Raw genomic sequence first — 20172 nt, 5'->3', positions numbered from 1 at the left:
GCCGCCATGTTCAGACTGCTTCTGCTATTCGCCCTGCTGTTGATCGCCCGCGCGGTGCAAGCTGCGCCTTTGACTGGCGAATTTGATTCGATCGACGGCGGCACGTTGTCTATCGAAGACTGGCGAGGCCAGCCGGTTCTGATCGTGAATACCGCGTCCCGATGCGGGTTCACAGGGCAGTATGCGGGCCTGCAAAAGATTCATGACGCTTACGCGGAACGGGGGCTGGTGGTTCTGGCCGTCCCGTCAGATTCGTTCAAACAGGAACTGGGCTCCACGGCAGAGGTAAAGCGGTTCTGCGAGTTGAACTATGACCTGACCCTGCCAATGACCGAGATAACGCCGGTCAAAGGGCCTGATGCGCATCCATTCTACAAGACTGTCGCCGAGCAGACGGGCTTTGTCCCCAGTTGGAACTTCAACAAGATCCTTATCGATCCGTCAGGCGAGGTCGTCGCCACGTTTGGGTCGAATGTGCGGCCTGACTCGCGGAAACTATTGAGTCAGGTCGAGGCTTTGCTGCGCTGAACCGGTTGTCTGGATAGCTGAACAGCTAAAATCCCCAGCGTGGTAATGCCTACTCCGACCGCATCCATGGGCCCGAGCTTTTCACCAAGCAACAGTGCAGCAATTGCGACACCGAACACCGGGTTCAGGAAGTGAAAGGTCGCGGCCCGGACAGCACCGATTCTGTTCAGCAACATGAACCAGATCAAGGTCGCCAGCAGCCCGGGGGCAAGGGTGGTGTAGGTGAACGCAAGAAGCAGGGGCAGAGTTGGATGGATATAGATCGTCTCAAAGAATGGCGCAGCCACAAACAGTACGGCTGAGCCGACAAACATCTGCAACCCGACGACCATCATGAAGTTCCCGCCCGATGTTGCACCGCGGACCGCCAGTGTCGCGAAGGTCAGGGCCAGGGCGCCGATCCCGCACAGCATCACGCCAAACATATCGACACCGGCGTTGATCCTGCTACTCATGATCAGGGCGACGCCGAAGAAGCCAGACAGCAACCCGACAATTCCCATTGGTCGCAGTTTTTCGCGGAAGAACAACCAACCCGCGACGGCAACCAGCAACGGCATTGTCGAGGCGATGATCGCGGCGACCGAGGCTTCGACCGTTTGCATGGCATAAAAATTCAGACCCAAATAAAGGGCATTTTGGCAAACGCCGAACAAAATGGTTGCCCGCAATTGGTCCCTTGTCAGATGCCAGCTTTGTCCCATGGCTCGCGCAATCGCCACTCCGATGATGCCAGATAACAGGAACCTCAGGGCCAGTGAAAACAGCGGTGAAGCATCGGCAACAATGATCCGCGCCGAGGAAAAGGCCGACGACCAGATCAGGGCAAATGTCAGCCCCATGGCTATGGCGCGCAGATCCATGAAACCTCCATCCCGGAACGCCGGGACTGTTGCCGAATTCCGATCAGGCCGCAAGCGCTGCGGGGGTTCAGCGTCAAAAAAGCCACATGTGCCGTGCAAGAATTCTTGGGTTTTCGTTTTTATTGATTGACCAGCCAATTAAGGATATTCGCGCCAAATCTGACCAATCAAGGGAGGTTTGTCGGTGTTCCTGGAATACATCTTGTCTTTTGGCGTCCTGCTGGCCCTGGGCCTGGTCGCTTTCTTCGTCGTGAAATGGTGGAACCTGCGCTGCGTCGGCGTGACGCCTGTCCACCTGTTCACGTTTATCGCGATCCTGTTCACATCCGGGCTGGATGTCGGCCTGATCATGTTCCCTCTGACCGAGTTCGGGGGCTATGCCGAAGACCCGGCCTATGCATTCGCCAACCCGCTGGCGATCGAATTCGGGTTCTGGGGCTTTCTGATCTGGGCGTTCTACTTCCTGACCGCGTTCTATTTCTGCGTCATCGAACCGCGTGTGAAGTTCTTTGAGATCCCGCTGGTCAAGCTGATCAACAACGTGGTCATCATCGGCACCTGTGCTTTCACCGCCAGCCTGTTCCTGATCTACCTGCCCGGCTACCTGCCCGAGGTCGGAGATGGCGAATCCGTGGTCACCACCTTCTACATCATCGTGTTCGTGGTGATTCTGGCGGCGGCCTATTCGTCGACCGATCTGAAATACGTGCGTATCCTGTCGGTGGGATCGACCTTCCTGTTCCTGGCTCTGATCCTGGGGATGTGGGCGGCGGCCGGTATGGGTATGACCGGGTTCGTTGATACTGGCAGCAACATCAGTGCGTATTTCGCTAACCTGCACAAGTTCGTCCTGCCGCTGACCGACTATCACGCCTTCTACCTGTTCTGGTGGTTCGCATGGTCGATCATGATTGGCCAGTTCACCTCGCGCTTTGTCGGCGGTCTGACCACGTGGCAACTGTTGGCCGCGCTGCTGATCTTTCCGTCGATCCCGTTGGCGATCTGGTTCACCGTTCTCTACTACTACCACCTGAACGGCATCAGCACCGCAGGCATCACCAACATCGCGATGGTGATCGTGGGCGTGACCTTCGTCATCAACTCGCTGGACTCGTTGATTAGACTCTATACCGACAATCTGAACATGACAGTCGAAAGGTTCGGCAAGGCGGCTTATGTGGCGGGCAACGTGGCGTTGCTGTTCGTCCTGACCCTGTTGTTCCAGAGCCAGTGGCTGCAGATCCAGTGGATCGGCGCGGTCGTGGTGGGTCTCTATCTGGCCTGTGTGGTCTATATCCTGCTCGCCAAGCGTAATGAGGTGCTGAGCATTGATTCCATGCCCGAAGATCGTGATCTGGACTTCCACAAAGTTGAGACAGTTCACTGATTGGTTTTCAACAACAAACAGGAAAAGGGCCCCGATTTCGGGGCCCTTTTTTGCAAAGGCAAAGTCTTTCCGCCTTCGAGCGCTAGCTTGCGTCGATATTGAGACGGTATTTGAGGAACTTCTCGCCACCGTAATCAACTTCGCCTACGGGACACGCGCCCAGTTTTCTAAGTGCGCCAAGTTTCTTGCGTGAGGGCGGCAGCAAAAATGTCACCGACGTTATCCGTTCGTCGGATTTTGCAAACTCCATGGCTCGCCTTGTTATTCTGGCCCCCAATCCAAATGCTCCGGGCATGAGGACCAGGCCGAAATCCCACTCTTCGCCCTCTTTTTGAAAGCCGCCCCATCCCACATAGTCGCCACCGTGCAGGAAGGCCCAATGGCCAAGCCCATCACGCGCCCAATAGGCCTCTTTCGCCTTCACGAACTCATTGACAGTTTCTTCATCCCAGTCCTGCGTCAGCAGGGGCATGTGTTCCGCAAGTCGCGGGTTCTTCATATGAGCCAGGATTTCCGAGGTCGAGATCTGGGTAAGCCGGGTGAAAGAAATTTCTTGTTTCATAAAACGGGATATAGGGAGGGTCTTGCGCACACAAAGAGGTCCACGCCAAAAACACCGGTCGCGATGATACCGCGCCGGTTCAAATCCGATGACTGCTTGGTGGTGAGCATGTGAGACCAGGACAGGTCTTGGACCTGGTGGGAGCTTACAGGTGCCTCGCACAAAAAAGGGCCGCGAAAACGCGACCCTTTTGAATCATCATCGGTGATCCGATCAGCCGTTCACGCTGTCCTTCAGCGCCTTCGCAATGGTCATTTTCACAACCTTGTCGGCCTCTTTGGTGAATGTCTCACCAGTGGCCGGGTTGCGGACCTGACGCTCGGGGCGCTCACGGCAGTAGATTTTGCCGACGCCGGGCAGGGTTACTGCGCCACCGGCCGAAACTTCGCGGGTAATCAGGCCTGTGATGGCCTCCAGCGCGGAGTTCGCGGATTTCTTATCGGTCCCCATTTCCTCAGCGAGAGCAGCAACCAGCTGAGTCTTTGTCATAGGCTTTGCCATTTCTTGGTCTCCTTAACGTGCCCGATCTCTTGGGCCTCACCGCGTAACTGTAACGGGATATTGTGTTGGAACACAACGAATAGTAGCGCGGAAAACCCTAAAAATATGGGGAAAACGTTGCTTTTTTGCGTCAGAGGAAGGCCGTTTCGTCAAAAGAACGCAATTTCCGGCTGTGCAGACGCTCCAACGGCATGCCGCGCAGGTGCTCCATCGCACGAATGCCAATGGCCAGATGGCGGCTTACCTGCGTTGTATAGAAGTCCGAAGCCATGCCGGGAAGCTTTAATTCTCCGTGCAGGGGTTTGTCTGACACGCACAGCAAAGTGCCGTAGGGAACCCGGAACCTATAGCCATTGGCGGCAATGGTGGCGCTTTCCATATCCAGCGCGATGGCCCGAGACTGGCTAAGACGCTGAACCGGTCCGGACTGGTCGCGCAGTTCCCAGTTTCGGTTGTCGACAGATGCAACGGTGCCGGTGCGCATGATGCGCTTTAGCTCGTACCCTTCCAATTCGGTGACCTCGGCGACAGCCCGCTCCAGCGCGACCTGCACTTCCGCCAGCGGCGGGATCGGCACCCAGACCGGGAGGTCGTCATCCAGCACCTTGTCCTCACGCAGGTAGGCATGTGCCAGCACGAAATCCCCCAACGCCTGCGTATTCCGCAATCCGGCGCAGTGACCGACCATAAGCCATGCATGGGGCCGCAGAACCGCGATGTGGTCGGTGGCGGTCTTGGCATTGGAAGGGCCGACACCGATATTGACCAGAGTGATGCCGGAACCGTCTGCGCGCTTCAGGTGGTAGGTCGGCATCTGGGGCAGCTTCAGCGGTTGCTCCAGGGCTGAATCGGGTGTGGTGATCTCGACATTGCCGGTCGAGACAAAGCTTGTGTAACCGCTTTCCGGATCGGCCAGTTGTTCGCGCGCGTAGTTCTCGAACTCGGACACGTAGAACTGGTAGTTTGTAAACAGGACGTGGTTCTGAAAGTGGCTGGGGTCGGTCGCTGTATAATGGGACAGCCGCGCCAGCGAGTAGTCCACACGTTGCGCGGTAAAGAGCGACAACGGACCTGCCAGATCTTCGTGATCATGCACCCCGTTGACGATATCGTCATTGGTGGTGGTCAGATCAGGAACGTCAAACACATCCCTGAGCGTGAATCCGGCAGCACCCTGCTGCGGCACCACCAGTTCCGGGTTGTTGGCCACGGCGAAGTGTACCGGGATCGGCGTATCCGAAGGCCCGATAGTCACAGGCTGGTCATGGTTTCGGATCAGCAGCGCGATCTGTTGTGTCAGGTAAGACCGGAACAGATCGGGACGGGTCACCGTGGTGGCGTGAACACCCGGTTCCGAAACATGACCGAAACTCAGTCGGCTGTCGACATGTGCATAGGACGAGGTCTTGATGCGAATTTCCGGGTAATAGGCTCTGAATCGCTCGGTCGGAGCGCCGTGTCCCATGGTTTTGGCAAAGCTGTCGCACAGAAACCTTGTGGCCTGATTGTACAACTCCTCCAGCCGCGCAACTGCGGCCTCGGGGTCGGTGAAGCTTTGCGGATCAGGTGCATCCGGTGTTTTTATGATTGTCATGCAAGTGGTTCCAAAAGGTCGATTTTCTCAAACGTCCGCACATCCACCAGCCCAAGGTCGGAAATCCGCAGTTCCGGGATCACCACCAGGGCCAACAGTGAATGCTGCATGTACGCGTTGTTCAGCTTACAGCCGCAGGCTTCCATCGCCGCGACCATTTTTTGCGCCTTGTCGGCCACTTCCGAGGCCGGCCGGTCCGACATCAGGCCGGCGATGGGCAACTCAACCAGTGCCAGCTCCTCGCCCTCGCGGAAAATGGTGATACCACCGCCCACCTCGGCCAGGCGGTTGGCGGCCAGCGCCATCTGCTCGCGGCTGGTGCCGACGACGATCATGTGGTGGCTGTCATGGGCCACGGTCGACGCCATTGCCATGTTGCCCTGGTATCCAAACCCGGACACAAAGGCATTAGTTACCCCGCCAGTGGCCTTGTGCCTTTCAACCAGCGCGATCTGACAGACATCATCTTCGCCTTCGACCAGCCCGCCGATGATTGGCAACTCGGCCTTCAGCGCTTTGGTCGGAGCCTGGTTTTCGACCACTCCGATCACATTGGCACGTACCCTGTTTGCGCCTGCCGGGGCTGCGATCTCAAAATCGGCATCCGTCAGAGTGTGTCCCAGGTGAACGGTGTTACGGGCCTTGTCCGGCCAGTTAAGGTGCGGGCATTCCACTGTGGCTTTACCGGCTTCGGCCACGACTTGCCCGCGCGCGATGACCATCTCGACAGGCAATTCGGTCAGATCCGAACTCAGAATAATGTCGGCCCGCCGTCCGGGGGTTACGGACCCTATTTCCCGCTCAAGCCCGAAATGGGTTGCGGTGTTGATTGTTGCCATTTGCAGCGCGATCAGCGGATCGCATCCGCAGGCAATGGCGTGACGGACAACGCGGTTCATATGCCCGTCGTTGACCAGCGTGCCCGAATGGCAATCATCCGTGCACAGAATGAAATTGCGGGGGTCCAGACCTTTCTGCGTCAGGGCAGTGATCTGACTTTCGACATCATACCAGGCTGAACCCAGCCGCATCATGGATCGCATCCCCTGGCGCACGCGGGCAATGGCATCCGCTTCGCATGTGCCCTCATGATCATCTGCCGGGCCGCCTGCGACATAGGCCGCAAAATCAGACCCTAAATCGGGCGAAGCGTAGTGCCCGCCGACGGTTTTGCCCGCCCGCTGCGTGGCGGCGATTTCAGCCAGCATCTTGGGGTCGCCATGGATCACGCCGGGAAAGTTCATCATTTCACCCAACCCGATAATGCCTGGCCAGGACATCGCCTCGGCTACATCATCGGGGGTGATTTCATAGCCGGTGGTCTCCAGCCCTGGTGCGGACGGTGCGCAGGACGGCATCTGCGTAAAGATGTTCACCGGCTGCATCATCGCCTCGTCATGCATCATACGCACGCCGTCCAGACCCAGAACATTGGCAATCTCATGCGGGTCGGTGAACATCGAGGTGGTGCCGTGCGGAATCACGGCCCGGGCAAATTCGGCCGGGGTCAGCATCCCCGATTCGATATGCATATGCGCGTCGCACAGGCCCGGAACGATATATCGCCCGTTTGCTTCGATGATTCGCGTCTTGGGGCCGATGCAGTGTGACGCGTCTGTCCCGACATAAGCCACGCGCCCGTCGGCTACGGCGACGGAATGATTGGGGAGCAGTTCGCGGCTGTGTACGTTCACCCAGATACCATCGCGGATGACCATGTCCGCAGCTTCGCGCCCGGCGGCAACTGAGATCAAACGGGGGGCGACATCGGGCCAGCTTGGGAAAGGTGTGTATTCCATGGCTCAACTTTCCCGAATGCGCGGTCAGGTGCAACCCCCGGCGGTCGGGTATCATGAAACCATCACAATTTGCCGGATGGGGCTGAGCACTTGCAATGCGCCGCGGTTCGGGTTTTGCATGGTGCCATGGATTATGACGCAATAAATGCAGACAGTTTTGGACGCAGCCTCAGTGGGATCGGTCTGAACTTGCTGGTTCGCGATGTACCGGCGGAATGCGCTTTCTTAGAGGCTGTTTTTAACATGACCAGCCACCAAGTGACCGCAGATTTTGCGATCGTCACCTACGGAACGCACGTCTTTCAGTTGCACTCTGACGGGACATACCACTCAAATCCCCTGCTTGGATTGCTGCCCGAGAATCCCCCGCGCGGGGCCGGTGTTGAAATTCGCTTGTACGAAACAGACCCGGACGATGCATCCGCCCGTGCAGAAGGGGCCGGGGGCACCGTTCTGCAGGCCCCAACGGATAAACCGCATGGATTGCGCGAGGCCTATATCCTCTGTGAAAACGGATATGCCTGGGTTCCCAGCCGCCCGAAAGACGTAAATCAGGACTGAGCTGCCAGCAGTGCGCAGCGCTGCCTGGCCCAACCTAAGGAGATGTCCAACGGGCATAGACGATGGGCGGGAGATCTACTCGCCGGGATCAGCTCGGAACGGGTTCGGCAATTTCCTTTCGCAGCCATTCAGCAAACGCAACTGCCCCTGAATTCTCTTCGGCCTGTGGTGACAGCAACAGGTAGTACGCCTCGGGCATCGCGGCACGGTGGGCGAAGGGGGCGATCAGGCTTCCTTTCTCAATCAGATGTTTGGCAATGGCGTCATGGGCCAGGCACAACCCGCCGCCAGCCATCGCGACGGACAGGCCAAACAGATAGGTGGTGGCATAAGTTATGGGCGGATTTTCCCAATTTAGGCTCTGATCTTCAGCCCAGCTGGCCCAGTTTGACATAAGGTTCGAACAGTCGAACAGGGGCTGCTGTTGCAGGGTCTTCAAAGTGACCGGATAATTCGGAGCACATACCGGATAATAGGCGTCGGAACATAGAAACTCGGTCCTCACGGTATCTGCCGGACGCAAGGAATAACGGATCTCGACCGCCGCGCCCTCGGCCATTTCCCGGGGTTCCCAAAGTTCGGTGAAGATATTCAGTTGGACATCAGGGTGCACAGCGCGGAACCGGGGCAGACGGGGGGCCAGCCAGTTTACCGCAAAGGTGATATTGCATTGCACCTGCACCGCGTTCTGCTGTGCACCCGTAACGGCCTGGGTGCCCCGGACAAGGGTGCGAAAAGCGTCACGAACGACAGGCAAATAGGTTATTCCGGCCTCGGTCAGCTCCAGCGCTCGGTGACGACGCAGAAACAGGGGCTGCCCCAGGTGACCTTCCAGCGCCTTGATTTGTTGGCTGACAGCACTTTGCGTCATGTTCAGGTCACGTGCGGCCCCGGTAAAGGAAAGATGGCGGGCCGCCGCTTCAAAAGTGCGCAGCCAGCCCAAAGGTGGAAGCAGTTTTTGCATTGCATAACTCTGGCATTAGCTGAGCTAATGGATTAACCGCGAATTTTTCGTTGGTCAAACCCGTTTGCAAAAGGCACGGTTCCACGCAGACCCGAAATACAGGAGTTTCTGACATGACCGTTGCCAGCCTGCGCCCTAATATTGACCACTGGCCCGAACGTGTGGACATGGCCGCCGCATTCCGCTGGACCGAACGGCTGAACATGCACGAAGCGGTCGCGAACCACTTCAGCCTGGCGGTGAACGAAGACGGCACGCAGTTTCTGATGAATCCCAATCAGATGCACTTTTCCCGTATACGGGCCTCGGATCTGTTGTTTCTGGACGCAGATGACCCGAATGTGATGGACCAGCCCGGTGCACCGGACCCGACCGCGTGGGGTCTGCACGGATCGATTCATCGACATTGCCCACATGCGCGTTGCGTGATGCATGTGCATTCGATCTTTGCCACCGTACTGGCCTCGCTGGCGGACAGCACGATGCCTGCGATCGACCAGAACACCGCCACGTTCTACAACCGCTACGTTGTTGACGAGGAATTTGGCGGCCTGGCATTTGAGAGTGAAGGCGAACGCTGTGCCTCGATGCTGGCAGACCCGAAAAAGAAAGTCATGATCATGGGCAATCATGGTGTTCTGGTGATCGGAAGCGATCCTGCGGACGCGTTCAACAGGCTCTATTACTTCGAAAGAGCTGCGGAAACCTACATACGCGCGCTGCAGACCGGACAGAAGTTGCGAGTTCTTCCGGACGAGATCGCCGAGAAAACGGCGCAAGAGCTTGATGATTACCCCGGGCAGGCCGAAGCGCATATGCGCGAAATCAAGGCCGTGCTGGACGCCGAAGGCTCGGACTACGCCACCTGAACCAGACCCTCCTGACGGGCAGAGCAACCGGACGTGTCTGCACGGTGCCGGAGCCCTGAATATTGCCGATCCCAACCACAGGATACATCGACGTGACAGACAATTCTCAGATGCAGGACATGAGCCGCGAGTGGAATTACCACCCTGATCTGCCCTTGCAGAATCCTTCGGTATTTCGCTGGCCACCTGATCCGGCGTATTTGGCGGGCTGGCTCGCCCGGAACTGGCTGACCCTTAGCGAACGGGTTCTGATGCTGGGATTGGCTGTTGCGCTGTGGGCGTTTTTCTACCCATCGCTCGAAACCGCCAAGACATTTGCTTTTGGCTGGATTTTTCAGATCTGGCTGGTGAATTTTGCCATGATTTTCATCGTCGCCGGAGGGTTGCACTGGTACTTCTATATGCGCAAGGCGCAGGGCAAAAAACTGAAGTTCGAACGGCGCGAGCAGGGCAAGAACAACAAGCTGTGGAATTTCAGCGATCAGGTGCTGGACAACATGTTCTGGTCGCTCGGCTCCGGCGTGCTGCAACTGACCGGGTTTCAGGCGGTCACCATGTGGCTGATGGCCAACGGATACGCGCCGGTAATCAAATTCGTGGATAGCCCCGTCTGGTTCATCCTGTGGCTGATTATCCTGCCGATGTGGTCGGCCTTTCATTTCTATTGGGTGCATCGACTTCTGCATCAGCCGTTTTTGTACAAAAAGGTACACAGCCTGCACCACCGGAACGTCAATATCGGTCCCTGGTCCGGGTTCTCGATGCATCCGGTCGAGCATTTCTTCTACCTCAGCACCCTGTGCATTCACTGGATTGTTCCGTCCCATCCGATCCATCTGTACTTTCACATCGTGTTTCAGGGTCCGGGCGCAGCGATGACCCATACCGGCTACGAAGACTTGCTGATCAAGGATAAGAAGCGGTTGGCGCTGGGTACGTTCTATCACCAGCTGCATCACCGGTATTATGAGTGCAACTACGGCAATCAGGAAATGCCATGGGACCGGTGGTTCGGAACTTTCCATGACGGCTCGCCCGAGGCGACCGAAGTTACCCGGGCGCGCAAGAAAAAGATGTTCGGCTGACTGGCGGCGGTTTCAGGTTCCGCGCGTCCGGAGGGCGCGCGGTGTCTCACCGAACTCGGCCCTGAACGCGCGCGTCAGGGCGCTGGGATCATCATAGCCCGTGCGCAAGGCGATCTCGGCGATGCTCAGATCGGTTTCGGAAACCAGTTTGCGCGCCAGATTCAGGCGCAGCCGCCGATAAACCTGTGCCGGCCCCGCGCCGAGTTCAGAGTTCATGCGGATTGAAAGCGCCTTTTGCGAACGTCCCACGCGCCGGGCAATATCAGACACTAACAAGGGTGATTCTAGGTTTTCCTGCATCAGGCCCAAAGCCTTGTTCACATATCCGCTGGTTGCACCGGCCCCACCGGTATGAGAGCGCGCGGAGTCGCGGGTCATGAACAATTGGGACACTTCCAGGGCCAGGGCCTGCCCGTGATCCCGCCCGATCAGAAACAGGACCAAATCGAAAGCTGCCATGGCGCCTGAACAGGTAATGCGGTTGCGGTCGATGACATATCGCTCACGCAGCGCCGTGACTTCGGGGAAGCGTTCGGTAAAACCTGTCAGTTCCTCCCAGTGGATGGTGGCGCGATGTCCGTCCAGCAAGCCGGCCCGCGCCAGCAGCCAGCTACCGGTGTCCAGGCCTGCCAGTGTTTGGAACCTTTCTGCAGCCGATCTTAGTCCGGCCAGCGTACGCCAGCCGCCATGGGCCTGAAATCCGTATGACGGCATAACCCACAACATGTCGCCATGAGATTTTTGCAGCGTTTCATGCGGTGCGACCTGCAGGCCGGACGAGGATGTAACGGGCCCAGGATCCAGCGACAGGAATGTCCATTCATAAAGGGTTCGCCCCGACAGGGTGTTCGCCGCGCGCAGCGGTTCGACCGAATTGGCAAGGCAATGGTTGGAAAACCCGTCGAACAGCAGAACGCCCAGTCGCTGCGTTGCAGGAGGAGATTTTTTCCACTTTTGCATGATGATCGTCTAATTCTGTATGATCGTGATTTCAAGCCACGTCAGGATAACGACAAGTCCAAATGTGGAGTGAACCGATGCAATATGGCCTGTCCGACGAACAGGAGATGATCGTCTCAACCGTTCGCAGCTTTGTCGAGAACGAGATCTACCCGCACGAAGAACTGGTCGAACGGACCGGTGAAGTTCCGCACGAGATCGCCGAGGACATCAAACGCAAGACTCTGGAACTGGGCTTTTATGCCTGCAACTTTCCCGAAAGTGTCGGTTGCGCCGGGCTAAACCATCTGGAATTTGCCCTGGTCGAGCGCGAACTGGGGCGGGGTTCGATGGCGCTGAACCATTTCTTCGGGCGGCCGCAGAATATTCTTATGGCCTGTGAAGGGGACCAGATCGAACGCTACCTGATGCCTGCCGTGCGTGGTGAGCGGATGGATGCGTTGGCGATGACCGAACCCGGCGCGGGTTCGGATGTGCGTGGCATGAAATGTGCAGCTGTGCGTGACGGCGGTGACTGGGTTGTCAACGGGACCAAGCATTTCATCTCGGGCGCCGAGCATGCCGACTTTATCATCGTCTTCATCGCTACAGGCGAAGATCAGACGCCAAAAGGCCCTAAAAAGCGGATTACGGCGTTTTTGGTGGATCGTGGGACTCCGGGTTTCACGATTCGGGACGGCTACAAGTCGGTCAGTCACCGCGGTTACAAGAACATGGTTCTGGACTTTGACGATTGTCGACTGCCCGATGCTCAGGTTCTGGGTGAGGTCGATGGCGGTTTCGAGGTCATGAACACATGGCTCTATGCCACCCGTATCACCGTTGCGGCCATGTCCGTGGGGCGCGCCCGCCGCGCCTTTGATTATGCGCTGGATTATGCCGCGACGCGCGAACAGTTCGGGCAGAAGATCGGCAAGTTTCAGGGCGTTTCGTTCCAGATCGCCGACATGATCACCGAGATTGACGCAGCCGATTTGTTGACGCTGGCCGCCGCCGACCGGCTGGACCAGGGTTTGCCAAGCAACCGCGAGATCGCCTCGGCCAAGCTTTATGCGTCGGAGATGCTGGCGCGGGTGACCGACGCCGCGATTCAGGTTCATGGTGGTATGGGGCTGATGGACGACTACCCGCTTGAACGGTTCTGGCGCGATGCCCGCGTTGAACGCATCTGGGACGGCACCAGCGAAATTCAGCGCCACATCATCAGCCGCGATCTGTTGCGGGCGCTGGGCGCATGACGCCGGAGCTCGTGTGATGGGTGCTTTGGCGCGCGTTCTGAACCCTTCGACACTGGCGGTCATCGGTGGCGGCGCGTGGTGCGCCGAAGTGATTTCGCAGGCCCGCAAGTTCGGATTTGAGGGAGAAATCTGGCCGGTTCATCCCAAGGCTTCGCAAGTCGCGGGTTTACAGGCTTATGCGTCGATTGAGGATCTGCCCCGCCCCCCCGATCTGGCTTTCGTGGGGATCAACCGTCATGCAACCGTATCCGCGGTTGCAGCCCTTTCTGCAAGCGGCGCGGGCGGAGCGGTCTGCTTCGCCTCGGGCTTCACCGAAGCGCGGGCCGAAGACGATCAGGCTGCCGATCTGCAATCGCAACTGGTCTCTGCCGCCGGAGATATGCCGATACTCGGGCCCAATTGCTATGGCTTTGTGAATGGCCTGAACCGAACGGCGGTCTGGCCGGATCAGCATGGAATGCAGCCTGTTGATCGTGGTGTGGCGATCCTGACGCAAAGCTCGAATATGGCCATCAACATGACGATGCAGCGCCGTGCCCTGCCGTTGGCCTTTATCCTGACCTGCGGGAATCAGGCTCAGACGCATCAGGCCGATATCGCGTCGGCCCTTTTGGACGATGACCGGATCACCGCCATCGGCGTGCATATCGAAGGCTTTGGCGATCTGCGCAAATGGGAGGCGCTGGCCACCAAGGCGCACGTGCGCGGGGTGCCGATCGTCGCTCTAAAGATGGGGCGTTCCGCGCATGCACAGGCGGCGACGATCTCGCATACCGCGTCCCTGGCAGGAGGCGACGCCGGAGCACAGGCTTTTCTGGACCGCCTTGGGATTGCCCGGCTGGGTGACATTCCGAGCTTTCTGGAATGCCTGAAACTGCTGCATGTCACCGGACGTCTGGATGGCAACGGTCTGGGCATGATCAGCTGCTCTGGTGGCGAGGCGAGCCTGGGCGCGGATATGGCCGAGGGGCGCGATCTGCATTTCCCGCCGCTGACAGACCGGCAAAAGACCGATCTGCGCGCCGCGTTGGGGCCGATGGTGGCTTTGGCAAACCCGCTGGACTATCACACCTATATCTGGCGCGACACCGACGCGATGACCCGCGCCTGGACCGGATTGACCGGGCCGGACAAGGCGCTGACGATGTCGATTGTCGACTATCCCCATACCGATGCGACCGACTGGGCCTGCGCCACGCAGGCGGCGCTGAACTGCGTCGCGCACACGGGTCGCCCCTTTGCGGTAACAGCGACCCTGCCCGAACTGATGCCGCAGGACGTGGCGCAACAACTGGTCGACGGTGGTGTTGTCCCTTTTGCCGGCCTGCACGAGGCGCTGGCGGCAATCGAGGCGGCGGCGCGCGTCGTACCTGAACCGGCCGAACCGGTTTTGTTGCCCTCAAACTCTGACCCGGATCAGGTTCTGACCGAAGCGCAAGCCAAAGAGGCTTTGGCAGGTCACGGCGTGAAGGTGCCGCGGCGTGTTGTAGCTTGCAAAAGCAGCGTGGCCGAGGCCGCAGTCGGTTTGTGTGGCCCCTTTGCGGTCAAAGGCATTGGCCTGGCACACAAGTCCGAACATGGTGCGGTTCATCTCGGTGTAAGTTCCGATGCTCTGACCGCCGTGGCAAAGAAGATCGGCACGGACGACATACTGATCGAGGAGATGGCGGATGGCGGTGTTGCCGAGTTGCTGATCGGCGTCACGCGTGATCCGGCGCATGGATTTGTCCTGACTTTGGGGGCGGGCGGGGTACTGGCTGAAATTCTGCGTGATACCGTCTCAATGCTCGTGCCTTCGTCCCGGCAGGCCGTGCAGAACGCGCTGGGCCGGTTGGCCTGTGCGCCGCTGCTGGAAGGATACCGGGGCAAACCTGCAGCGGATATCGATGCAATTCTGGACGCGGTCGAAGCCGTACAGGCGTATGTCATTGCCAATGCGGCAACTGTCAGCGAAGTTGAAATCAATCCTCTCATCTGCACCAAGGAAGGTGCGGTTGCGGTGGATGCCCTGATCCGAAAGGCAAGCTCATGAATCCGGTCAAAACCAAACGCGATGGTGCAATTCTGCAAGTTACACTGGACCGACCCAAGGCCAATGCCATCGATCTGGCGACAAGCCGCGTCATGGGGGACGTATTTCGCGATTTCCGCGATGACCCCGATCTGCGTGTGGCCATTCTGACCGGCGGAGGGGACAAGTTTTTTTGCCCCGGCTGGGATCTGAAAGCCGCGGCTGACGGCGACGCGGTTGACGGCGATTATGGTGTTGGTGGTTTTGGCGGGCTTCAGGAACTGCGCGACATGAACAAGCCTGTGATCGCTGCCGTGAACGGAATCGCCTGTGGGGGCGGTCTGGAACTGGCACTGAGCGCTGACATCATTGTTGCCGCCGATCATGCCAGCTTTGCCCTGCCCGAAATTCGTTCGGGCACGATTGCCGATGCCGCCAGCGTCAAACTGCCCAAGCGCATTCCCTATCATGTTGCCATGGAACTGTTGCTGACGGGACGTTGGTTTGATGCGGACGAGGCGCACCGCTGGGGTCTGGTCAATGAAATCGTTCCCGCCGATCAGCTGATGAACCGCGCGTGGGAGCTTGCGCGGCTTCTGGCAAGCGGCCCGCCTCTGGTCTATGCGGCAATCAAGGAAGTTGTGCGTGAGGCCGAGGATTCGAAGTTTCAGGACATCATGAACCGGATCACGCGGCGCCAATTGTCGACGATCGATACCTTGTACGGCTCAGATGATAATCTGGAAGGCGCGCGGGCTTTCGCCGAAAAACGCGACCCGGTCTGGAAAGGGCGCTGAACGGCGCGGCTATTCAAATGCGTTCGAACAGCGCGATGAACGCGGTGTCATCCTTGTTGTCGCCTGCTGCAAGATCTCCGTAGATGCGAACTTCGGTCAGGGTCAGATTGCGGATCTGATCCTGTTCCAACTCCCTTAGCGCCTCGGCAAAGCCGAGCTTTTCAAAGTGCCTGGCGTTGATGGACAGCGCGAACTGCGCCCCGGCACGCGCAATGCGCAACAAAGCGGGCAGAACATCCGGCCCCAGATGGCCATGCGTGAATGTGCCTGACGAAACGATGCCGGCATAACTGTCTTGGGGAACCGGGATTCCGTGGTTCAGATCGGCCTCGATCGCATCCCGGTATATGTCCTTTCGCATTGCCTGACTCAGCATTTCACTACTGATGTCGGTGGCATCTATGGGTCCGACTCCGAGCCCTGCCAGCACCGCGCCGCACAGTCCGGTGCCGGCACCCACATCCAGAACCGGCCCTTGGCCGCCTGCACCGACAAAGGCGCGGGCGGTGTGAACATGAAGCTGATAGTCTTCGAGGGCCGCAAAGCCTTCGTCGTAATCTCCGGCCCATTCGGCATAGAGGCGTTTGTTGTCCTCTGGCGTTTTCAGCGCATAGGCGGCTTTCAGATCGGGGTTCTTGTCGCTCATGACACAATCAAAGGCGCATCAGGGGATTCGAATCAAGTATCCTCGGGCAGGTGCTTGCATCTGGCGCTTTAGCGGATCATCTAAGGGGCCATGACTGGATCACTTTTTTCGTTTGGACACGGGTATTCGGCGCAGGCACTGTCGCGGCTGCTGATGCATGATGGATGGCAGATTGTCGGGACAACCCGGGATGCGGACGGGGCCGATGCAATCCGGGCCTCAGGTGCCGACCCTCTGATCTGGCCGGGTCAGGCACCTTCACTGGATGGGGTGACGCATTTGTTGATCTCGATCGCGCCGACGGCAAAGGGCGATCCGGTTCTGGCCGCCCTGCGGACCGAGATCGAGGCGCGGGCCAATCAGTTTTCCTGGGTGGGATATCTGTCGACAACCGCGGTTTACGGCGATCATCAGGGCGACTGGGTCGACGAATCGACGCCGCCTGCACCAACGGCTGACCGGGGCCAGTGGCGCTTGCACGCGGAACAGGAATGGGCGGGAATTCCGGGCCTGCCGACGCATATCTTCCGACTGGCGGGCATCTATGGTCCTGGGCGGGGACCATTTTCCAAACTCAAACGCGGCGGGCTGCGGCGGATCATCAAGCCTGGGCAGGTTTTCTCGCGCATTCACGTTGCCGATGTTGCGCAGGTACTGCGGGCGTCCATGGCACGGCCCAATCCCGGTTCTGTGTACAATGTTTGTGATGACGAGCCTGTTCCGCCTCAGGACGTCATCGGTTACGCGGCCGAGCTTCAAGGGCTTCCGCTGCCGCCAGCCGTGGCATTTGAGGACGCTGACATGACTCCGATGGCGCGCAGTTTCTACAATGAGAACAAGCGCGTCAGAAACGACCGTATCAAGGAAGAGCTGGGCGTGCGGCTTCTTTATCCCGACTATCGTGTCGGGCTGGAATCCCTGATGAAGCGGTAGCGGTTAAGAAACGCCATTTCTGACTGGATCTTTTACTGTTGAATCCCCTGGTCAGGCGACCTGAGGGGATGAGTGTGGTGTGCATGTCGGGTGTTGGTCCGGCCCGACCAGGTTTCGCTGTCTGAGGTGAATTCCAAGTAATAGCTAAAAGCTATGAAACTGATCGGAAAACAAAACTTTTTTGCATGGTTTGAATTTGCTACTTCTGCCGGTGAGTGATGTGGACGACTCGGCACGATGAGTGCTGTTCGAACCACTATACTTATCTGAGATTTGCACACGCGAACCTGCCGGACTTAGCCAGGATTGGAGATCGATATGGACGGAAGTGATAACCCCAAAACAGGCGGATGCCCTGTCATGCATGGTGCGGGTACCCGGTCGAACCGGGACTGGTGGCCGAACCAGTTGAACCTGTCGATTCTGCACCAGAAAACGCCTGCATCAAATCCGCTGGGTGCGGATTTTGATTACGCCGAAGAATTCAAGAAGCTGGACATGAAAGCGCTTAAGGAAGACCTTTATGCGCTGATGACGGATTCGCAGGACTGGTGGCCGGCGGACTATGGCCACTACGGTGGCCTGTTTATCCGGATGGCCTGGCACAGCGCCGGGACGTACCGGACGGCGGATGGCCGCGGCGGGGCCTCGACGGGAAACCAGCGGTTCGCACCGTTGAACAGCTGGCCGGACAACGGCAACCTCGACAAGGCCCGCCGTCTTCTGTGGCCGATCAAACAGAAATACGGCAACCAGATCTCATGGGCCGATCTGATGATTCTGGCCGGTAACTGCGCCATCGAGTCGATGGGGGGCAAGACCTTTGGTTTCGCCGGAGGCCGCGAAGATATCTGGGCACCCGAGGAAGACATCTATTGGGGTGCCGAGACGGACTGGCTGGCTCCGACAGACAACCCGCACAGCCGCTATTCGGGCGAGCGCGATCTGGAAAACCCGCTGGCCGCCGTGCAGATGGGTCTGATCTATGTGAACCCGGAAGGCCCGGATGGTGAACCCAACGTTCTGGCCTCGGGCCGCGATATTCGCGATACTTTTGGCCGGATGGCGATGAACGACGAGGAAACCGTTGCGCTGGTTGCGGGTGGTCATACTTTCGGCAAAGCACACGGTGCGGGCGACCCCGAACTGGTCGGTCCGGAACCAGAAGCCGCCCCGATCGAGGAAATGGGCTTTGGCTGGATCAACAAGTTTGGTTCTGGCAAGGGGGATGACACCACGACCTCGGGGATCGAAGGCGCATGGACCGCGAACCCGATCAAATGGGACAACGGCTATTTTGACCTGCTGTTCGGCTATGACTGGAACCTGACCAAAAGCCCCTCGGGCGCGTATATCTGGGAGCCGGTCGGCGTGAAAGAGGAAGACATGGCCCCGGCGGCGCATGATCCGTCCAAGAAGGTGAAGACCATGATGACAACCGCCGACATGGCGATGCGCATGGACCCGATCTACGGCCCGATCTCGAAGCATTTCCATGAGAACCCGGAAGAGTTCGCAGATGCCTTCGCACGGGCCTGGTTCAAACTGACCCACCGCGACATGGGTCCGCGTTCGGCCTATATTGGTCCGGAAGCCCCGACCGAAGAGTTGATCTGGCAGGACAACGTTCCGGCCGTGGATCACGATCTGGTCGATGATGCGGATGTGGCAGACCTTAAGGCCAAGATTGCTGCGGCAGGATTGTCGGTGTCTCAGCTGGTTTCGACCGCCTGGGCCTCTGCTTCGACCTTCCGCGGATCTGACAAACGCGGAGGTGCCAATGGTGCACGTATCCGGCTTGCGCCGCAGAAAGACTGGGACGTCAACGAGCCTTTGAAACTGTCCAAGGCGCTGGATGCCCTGTCGGGAGTTCAGAAGGCGTTTAATGGCGGACAGTCGGGTGGCAAGAAAGTATCGCTGGCGGATGTGATCGTTCTTGCGGGTGCGGTTGGAATCGAGCAGGCGGCCAAAGCCGGTGGTCAGGATGTCGAAGTGCCTTTCACCCCGGGCCGCGCGGATGCAACGCAGGAACAGACCGATGTCGAGAGCTTCTCGGTGATGGAACCCATTGCCGACGGTTTCCGCAACTACCAGAAGGCCGACTACACCGTCTCACCCGAGGAGTTGCTGGTTGACCGGGCGCAGTTGTTGAACCTGTCGGCACCCGAGATGACAGCACTTGTTGGTGGCCTGCGCGTTCTGGGCGCCAACTTCGGCGACAGCAAGCATGGCGTCTTCACTGATCGTGTCGGAGCACTGACCAACGACTTCTTCACCAACATTCTGGACATGAGCACCGAATGGAAGCCCGCAGGCAAGGGCGTCTACGAAGGGCGCGACCGGTCCAGCGGAGAGGTCAAATGGACCGGCACCCGAGTCGATCTGGTCTTTGGTTCGAACTCGCAGCTGCGGGCACTGGCCGAGGTCTATGGTCAGGCCGACGCCGAGGGCAAATTCGTCTGTGACTTTGTCTCGGCCTGGAACAAGGTGATGAACGCGGATCGTTTCGATCTGCACTAAACCAGCGACCATTACTGTGATTGCGCCGCCCTAGGAGACTCGGGCGGCGTTTTCTTTGGTTAGGACCTAGGTGCATACCAAACACTGGGTACGATTCCGCCGAAAGGTCGACTTCTTACCCGGTTTCTGCAGCGCACAAGCCGCTCAAACGCGCGAATTATTAAGATAACCTGTTGTTTTCATTAACCCGCGTCAGTTTCTGCAGTGAAATGTGAAGTTTTTTGAAAATGGGGGTTGCAGGTCCCAGACCTAATCCGTAAATACCCCTTCACCGGCGCTGCTGAGGCGGTGCTGACGGGTCGGGGAGACGGCCTGACGGACTGGAAAGACGGTTGAGACGCTCGGGAGAGACCG

The 20172-nt window shown here is 58.4% G+C and carries 18 protein-coding genes; 10 read left to right on the top strand and 8 right to left on the bottom strand.

The genetic code is table 11. The annotated features are described in order from the left end of the window. The first annotated feature begins 6 nt into the window (after nt 1-6). The gene (locus ACR0J2_RS16835; protein WP_480813313.1) at nt 7-528 is read left to right on the top strand and encodes a glutathione peroxidase; all 522 of its coding nucleotides are present in this window, start codon (nt 7-9) and stop codon (nt 526-528) included. Here ACR0J2_RS16835 and ACR0J2_RS16830 read toward each other — a convergent pair. Then, the gene (locus ACR0J2_RS16830; protein ID WP_480714439.1) at nt 504-1391 is read right to left on the bottom strand and encodes a DMT family transporter; all 888 of its coding nucleotides are present in this window, start codon (nt 1389-1391) and stop codon (nt 504-506) included. The genes ACR0J2_RS16835 and ACR0J2_RS16830 overlap by 25 nt on opposite strands. A 190-nt stretch (nt 1392-1581) precedes the next feature. Here ACR0J2_RS16830 and ACR0J2_RS16825 point away from each other — a divergent pair, with 190 nt between their 5' ends. After that, a complete protein-coding gene (locus ACR0J2_RS16825) occupies nt 1582-2778 on the top strand; it encodes a BCCT family transporter (protein ID WP_170682610.1) in 1197 nt (398 codons plus the stop codon). Between the two features lie 82 nt (nt 2779-2860). On the opposite strand, the gene ACR0J2_RS16820 is transcribed toward ACR0J2_RS16825, so the two are convergent. The 4 genes from ACR0J2_RS16820 to ade form a co-directional block, all read right to left on the bottom strand. Then, complete coding sequence (locus ACR0J2_RS16820) at nt 2861-3340, bottom strand: GNAT family N-acetyltransferase (RefSeq protein ID WP_480813312.1); 480 nt, start codon at nt 3338-3340, stop codon at nt 2861-2863. Nucleotides 3341-3553: 213 nt separating this feature from the next. Then, complete coding sequence (locus ACR0J2_RS16815; protein ID WP_117871130.1) at nt 3554-3841, bottom strand: HU family DNA-binding protein; 288 nt, start codon at nt 3839-3841, stop codon at nt 3554-3556. Nucleotides 3842-3971: 130 nt separating this feature from the next. Further along, nucleotides 3972-5435, bottom strand: coding sequence for an AMP nucleosidase (locus ACR0J2_RS16810; RefSeq protein ID WP_480813311.1), 1464 nt, complete (start codon nt 5433-5435; stop codon nt 3972-3974). Next, nucleotides 5432-7234, bottom strand: coding sequence for an adenine deaminase (ade, locus tag ACR0J2_RS16805; protein ID WP_480813310.1), 1803 nt, complete (start codon nt 7232-7234; stop codon nt 5432-5434). Before ade ends, ACR0J2_RS16810 begins: the two co-directional genes overlap by 4 nt. Nucleotides 7235-7360: 126 nt before the next feature. Between ade and ACR0J2_RS16800 the strand changes: the two genes are divergently transcribed. Further along, the gene (locus ACR0J2_RS16800) at nt 7361-7795 is read left to right on the top strand and encodes a VOC family protein (RefSeq protein WP_480813309.1); all 435 of its coding nucleotides are present in this window, start codon (nt 7361-7363) and stop codon (nt 7793-7795) included. An 88-nt stretch (nt 7796-7883) separates the two neighbouring features. Here the strand turns inward: ACR0J2_RS16800 and ACR0J2_RS16795 are convergent, their stop codons facing one another. After that, nucleotides 7884-8759, bottom strand: a complete 876-nt coding sequence (locus ACR0J2_RS16795) for a LysR family transcriptional regulator (protein ID WP_170682599.1) — start codon at nt 8757-8759, stop codon at nt 7884-7886. 113 nt (nt 8760-8872) lie between these two features. Between ACR0J2_RS16795 and ACR0J2_RS16790 the strand changes: the two genes are divergently transcribed. After that, entirely contained in the window at nt 8873-9628 is a 756-nt protein-coding gene (locus ACR0J2_RS16790) for a class II aldolase and adducin N-terminal domain-containing protein (RefSeq protein ID WP_480813308.1), read from the top strand. Nucleotides 9629-9720: 92 nt separating this feature from the next. Further along, nucleotides 9721-10713, top strand: a complete 993-nt coding sequence (locus tag ACR0J2_RS16785) for a sterol desaturase family protein (protein ID WP_480813307.1) — start codon at nt 9721-9723, stop codon at nt 10711-10713. Nucleotides 10714-10725: 12 nt separating this feature from the next. On the opposite strand, the gene ACR0J2_RS16780 is transcribed toward ACR0J2_RS16785, so the two are convergent. Beyond that, entirely contained in the window at nt 10726-11673 is a 948-nt protein-coding gene (locus ACR0J2_RS16780; RefSeq protein WP_480813306.1) for a GlxA family transcriptional regulator, read from the bottom strand. Nucleotides 11674-11750: 77 nt separating this feature from the next. On the opposite strand from ACR0J2_RS16780, the gene ACR0J2_RS16775 reads away from it, so the two are divergent. Genes ACR0J2_RS16775 through ACR0J2_RS16765 form a run of 3 tightly spaced genes read left to right on the top strand, consistent with a single transcriptional unit; the run spans nt 11751 to nt 15719 of the window. After that, nucleotides 11751-12911 (top strand): acyl-CoA dehydrogenase family protein, encoded by a 1161-nt coding sequence (locus ACR0J2_RS16775; RefSeq protein WP_170682600.1) that lies wholly within the window; start codon nt 11751-11753, stop codon nt 12909-12911. A gap of 16 nt (nt 12912-12927) precedes the next feature. Continuing rightward, a complete protein-coding gene (locus ACR0J2_RS16770) occupies nt 12928-14943 on the top strand; it encodes an acetate--CoA ligase family protein (RefSeq protein ID WP_480813305.1) in 2016 nt (671 codons plus the stop codon). Next, entirely contained in the window at nt 14940-15719 is a 780-nt protein-coding gene (locus tag ACR0J2_RS16765; RefSeq protein WP_480813304.1) for a carnitinyl-CoA dehydratase, read from the top strand. Before ACR0J2_RS16770 ends, ACR0J2_RS16765 begins: the two co-directional genes overlap by 4 nt. A gap of 13 nt (nt 15720-15732) precedes the next feature. On the opposite strand, the gene ACR0J2_RS16760 is transcribed toward ACR0J2_RS16765, so the two are convergent. Continuing rightward, nucleotides 15733-16365: a class I SAM-dependent DNA methyltransferase gene (locus ACR0J2_RS16760; protein WP_480527337.1), complete on the bottom strand. Its 633-nt coding sequence runs from the start codon at nt 16363-16365 to the stop codon at nt 15733-15735. Between the two features lie 90 nt (nt 16366-16455). Here ACR0J2_RS16760 and ACR0J2_RS16755 point away from each other — a divergent pair, with 90 nt between their 5' ends. Both ACR0J2_RS16755 and katG read left to right on the top strand, forming a co-directional pair. Then, complete coding sequence (locus ACR0J2_RS16755) at nt 16456-17298, top strand: SDR family oxidoreductase (protein ID WP_480813303.1); 843 nt, start codon at nt 16456-16458, stop codon at nt 17296-17298. A 318-nt stretch (nt 17299-17616) separates the two neighbouring features. Then, nucleotides 17617-19818, top strand: coding sequence for a catalase/peroxidase HPI (gene katG / locus ACR0J2_RS16750; RefSeq protein ID WP_480813302.1), 2202 nt, complete (start codon nt 17617-17619; stop codon nt 19816-19818). Nucleotides 19819-20172 lie beyond the last annotated feature (354 nt).

The organism is Ruegeria sp. CG4 (assembly GCF_056537185.1).
The sequence above is the reverse complement of the archived record's forward strand: the minus strand, read 5'-3'. Positions and strand labels throughout refer to the sequence as shown.

Excerpts from the sequence above, each read along its gene's own strand:
- ACR0J2_RS16835 (WP_480813313.1), top strand. The coding sequence starts at position 7 with ATGTTCAGACTGCTTCTGCTATTCGCCCTGCTGTTGATCGCCCGCGCG.
- ACR0J2_RS16830 (WP_480714439.1), bottom strand. The coding sequence starts at position 1,391 with ATGGATCTGCGCGCCATAGCCATGGGGCTGACATTTGCCCTGATCTGG.
- ACR0J2_RS16820 (WP_480813312.1), bottom strand. The coding sequence starts at position 3,340 with ATGAAACAAGAAATTTCTTTCACCCGGCTTACCCAGATCTCGACCTCG.
- ACR0J2_RS16815 (WP_117871130.1), bottom strand. The coding sequence starts at position 3,841 with ATGGCAAAGCCTATGACAAAGACTCAGCTGGTTGCTGCTCTCGCTGAG.
- ACR0J2_RS16810 (WP_480813311.1), bottom strand. The coding sequence starts at position 5,435 with ATGACAATCATAAAAACACCGGATGCACCTGATCCGCAAAGCTTCACC.
- ade (WP_480813310.1), bottom strand. The coding sequence starts at position 7,234 with ATGGAATACACACCTTTCCCAAGCTGGCCCGATGTCGCCCCCCGTTTG.
- ACR0J2_RS16800 (WP_480813309.1), top strand. The coding sequence starts at position 7,361 with ATGGATTATGACGCAATAAATGCAGACAGTTTTGGACGCAGCCTCAGT.
- ACR0J2_RS16795 (WP_170682599.1), bottom strand. The coding sequence starts at position 8,759 with ATGCAAAAACTGCTTCCACCTTTGGGCTGGCTGCGCACTTTTGAAGCG.
- ACR0J2_RS16790 (WP_480813308.1), top strand. The coding sequence starts at position 8,873 with ATGACCGTTGCCAGCCTGCGCCCTAATATTGACCACTGGCCCGAACGT.
- ACR0J2_RS16780 (WP_480813306.1), bottom strand. The coding sequence starts at position 11,673 with ATGCAAAAGTGGAAAAAATCTCCTCCTGCAACGCAGCGACTGGGCGTT.
- ACR0J2_RS16775 (WP_170682600.1), top strand. The coding sequence starts at position 11,751 with ATGCAATATGGCCTGTCCGACGAACAGGAGATGATCGTCTCAACCGTT.
- ACR0J2_RS16770 (WP_480813305.1), top strand. The coding sequence starts at position 12,928 with ATGGGTGCTTTGGCGCGCGTTCTGAACCCTTCGACACTGGCGGTCATC.
- ACR0J2_RS16765 (WP_480813304.1), top strand. The coding sequence starts at position 14,940 with ATGAATCCGGTCAAAACCAAACGCGATGGTGCAATTCTGCAAGTTACA.
- ACR0J2_RS16760 (WP_480527337.1), bottom strand. The coding sequence starts at position 16,365 with ATGAGCGACAAGAACCCCGATCTGAAAGCCGCCTATGCGCTGAAAACG.
- ACR0J2_RS16755 (WP_480813303.1), top strand. The coding sequence starts at position 16,456 with ATGACTGGATCACTTTTTTCGTTTGGACACGGGTATTCGGCGCAGGCA.
- katG (WP_480813302.1), top strand. The coding sequence starts at position 17,617 with ATGGACGGAAGTGATAACCCCAAAACAGGCGGATGCCCTGTCATGCAT.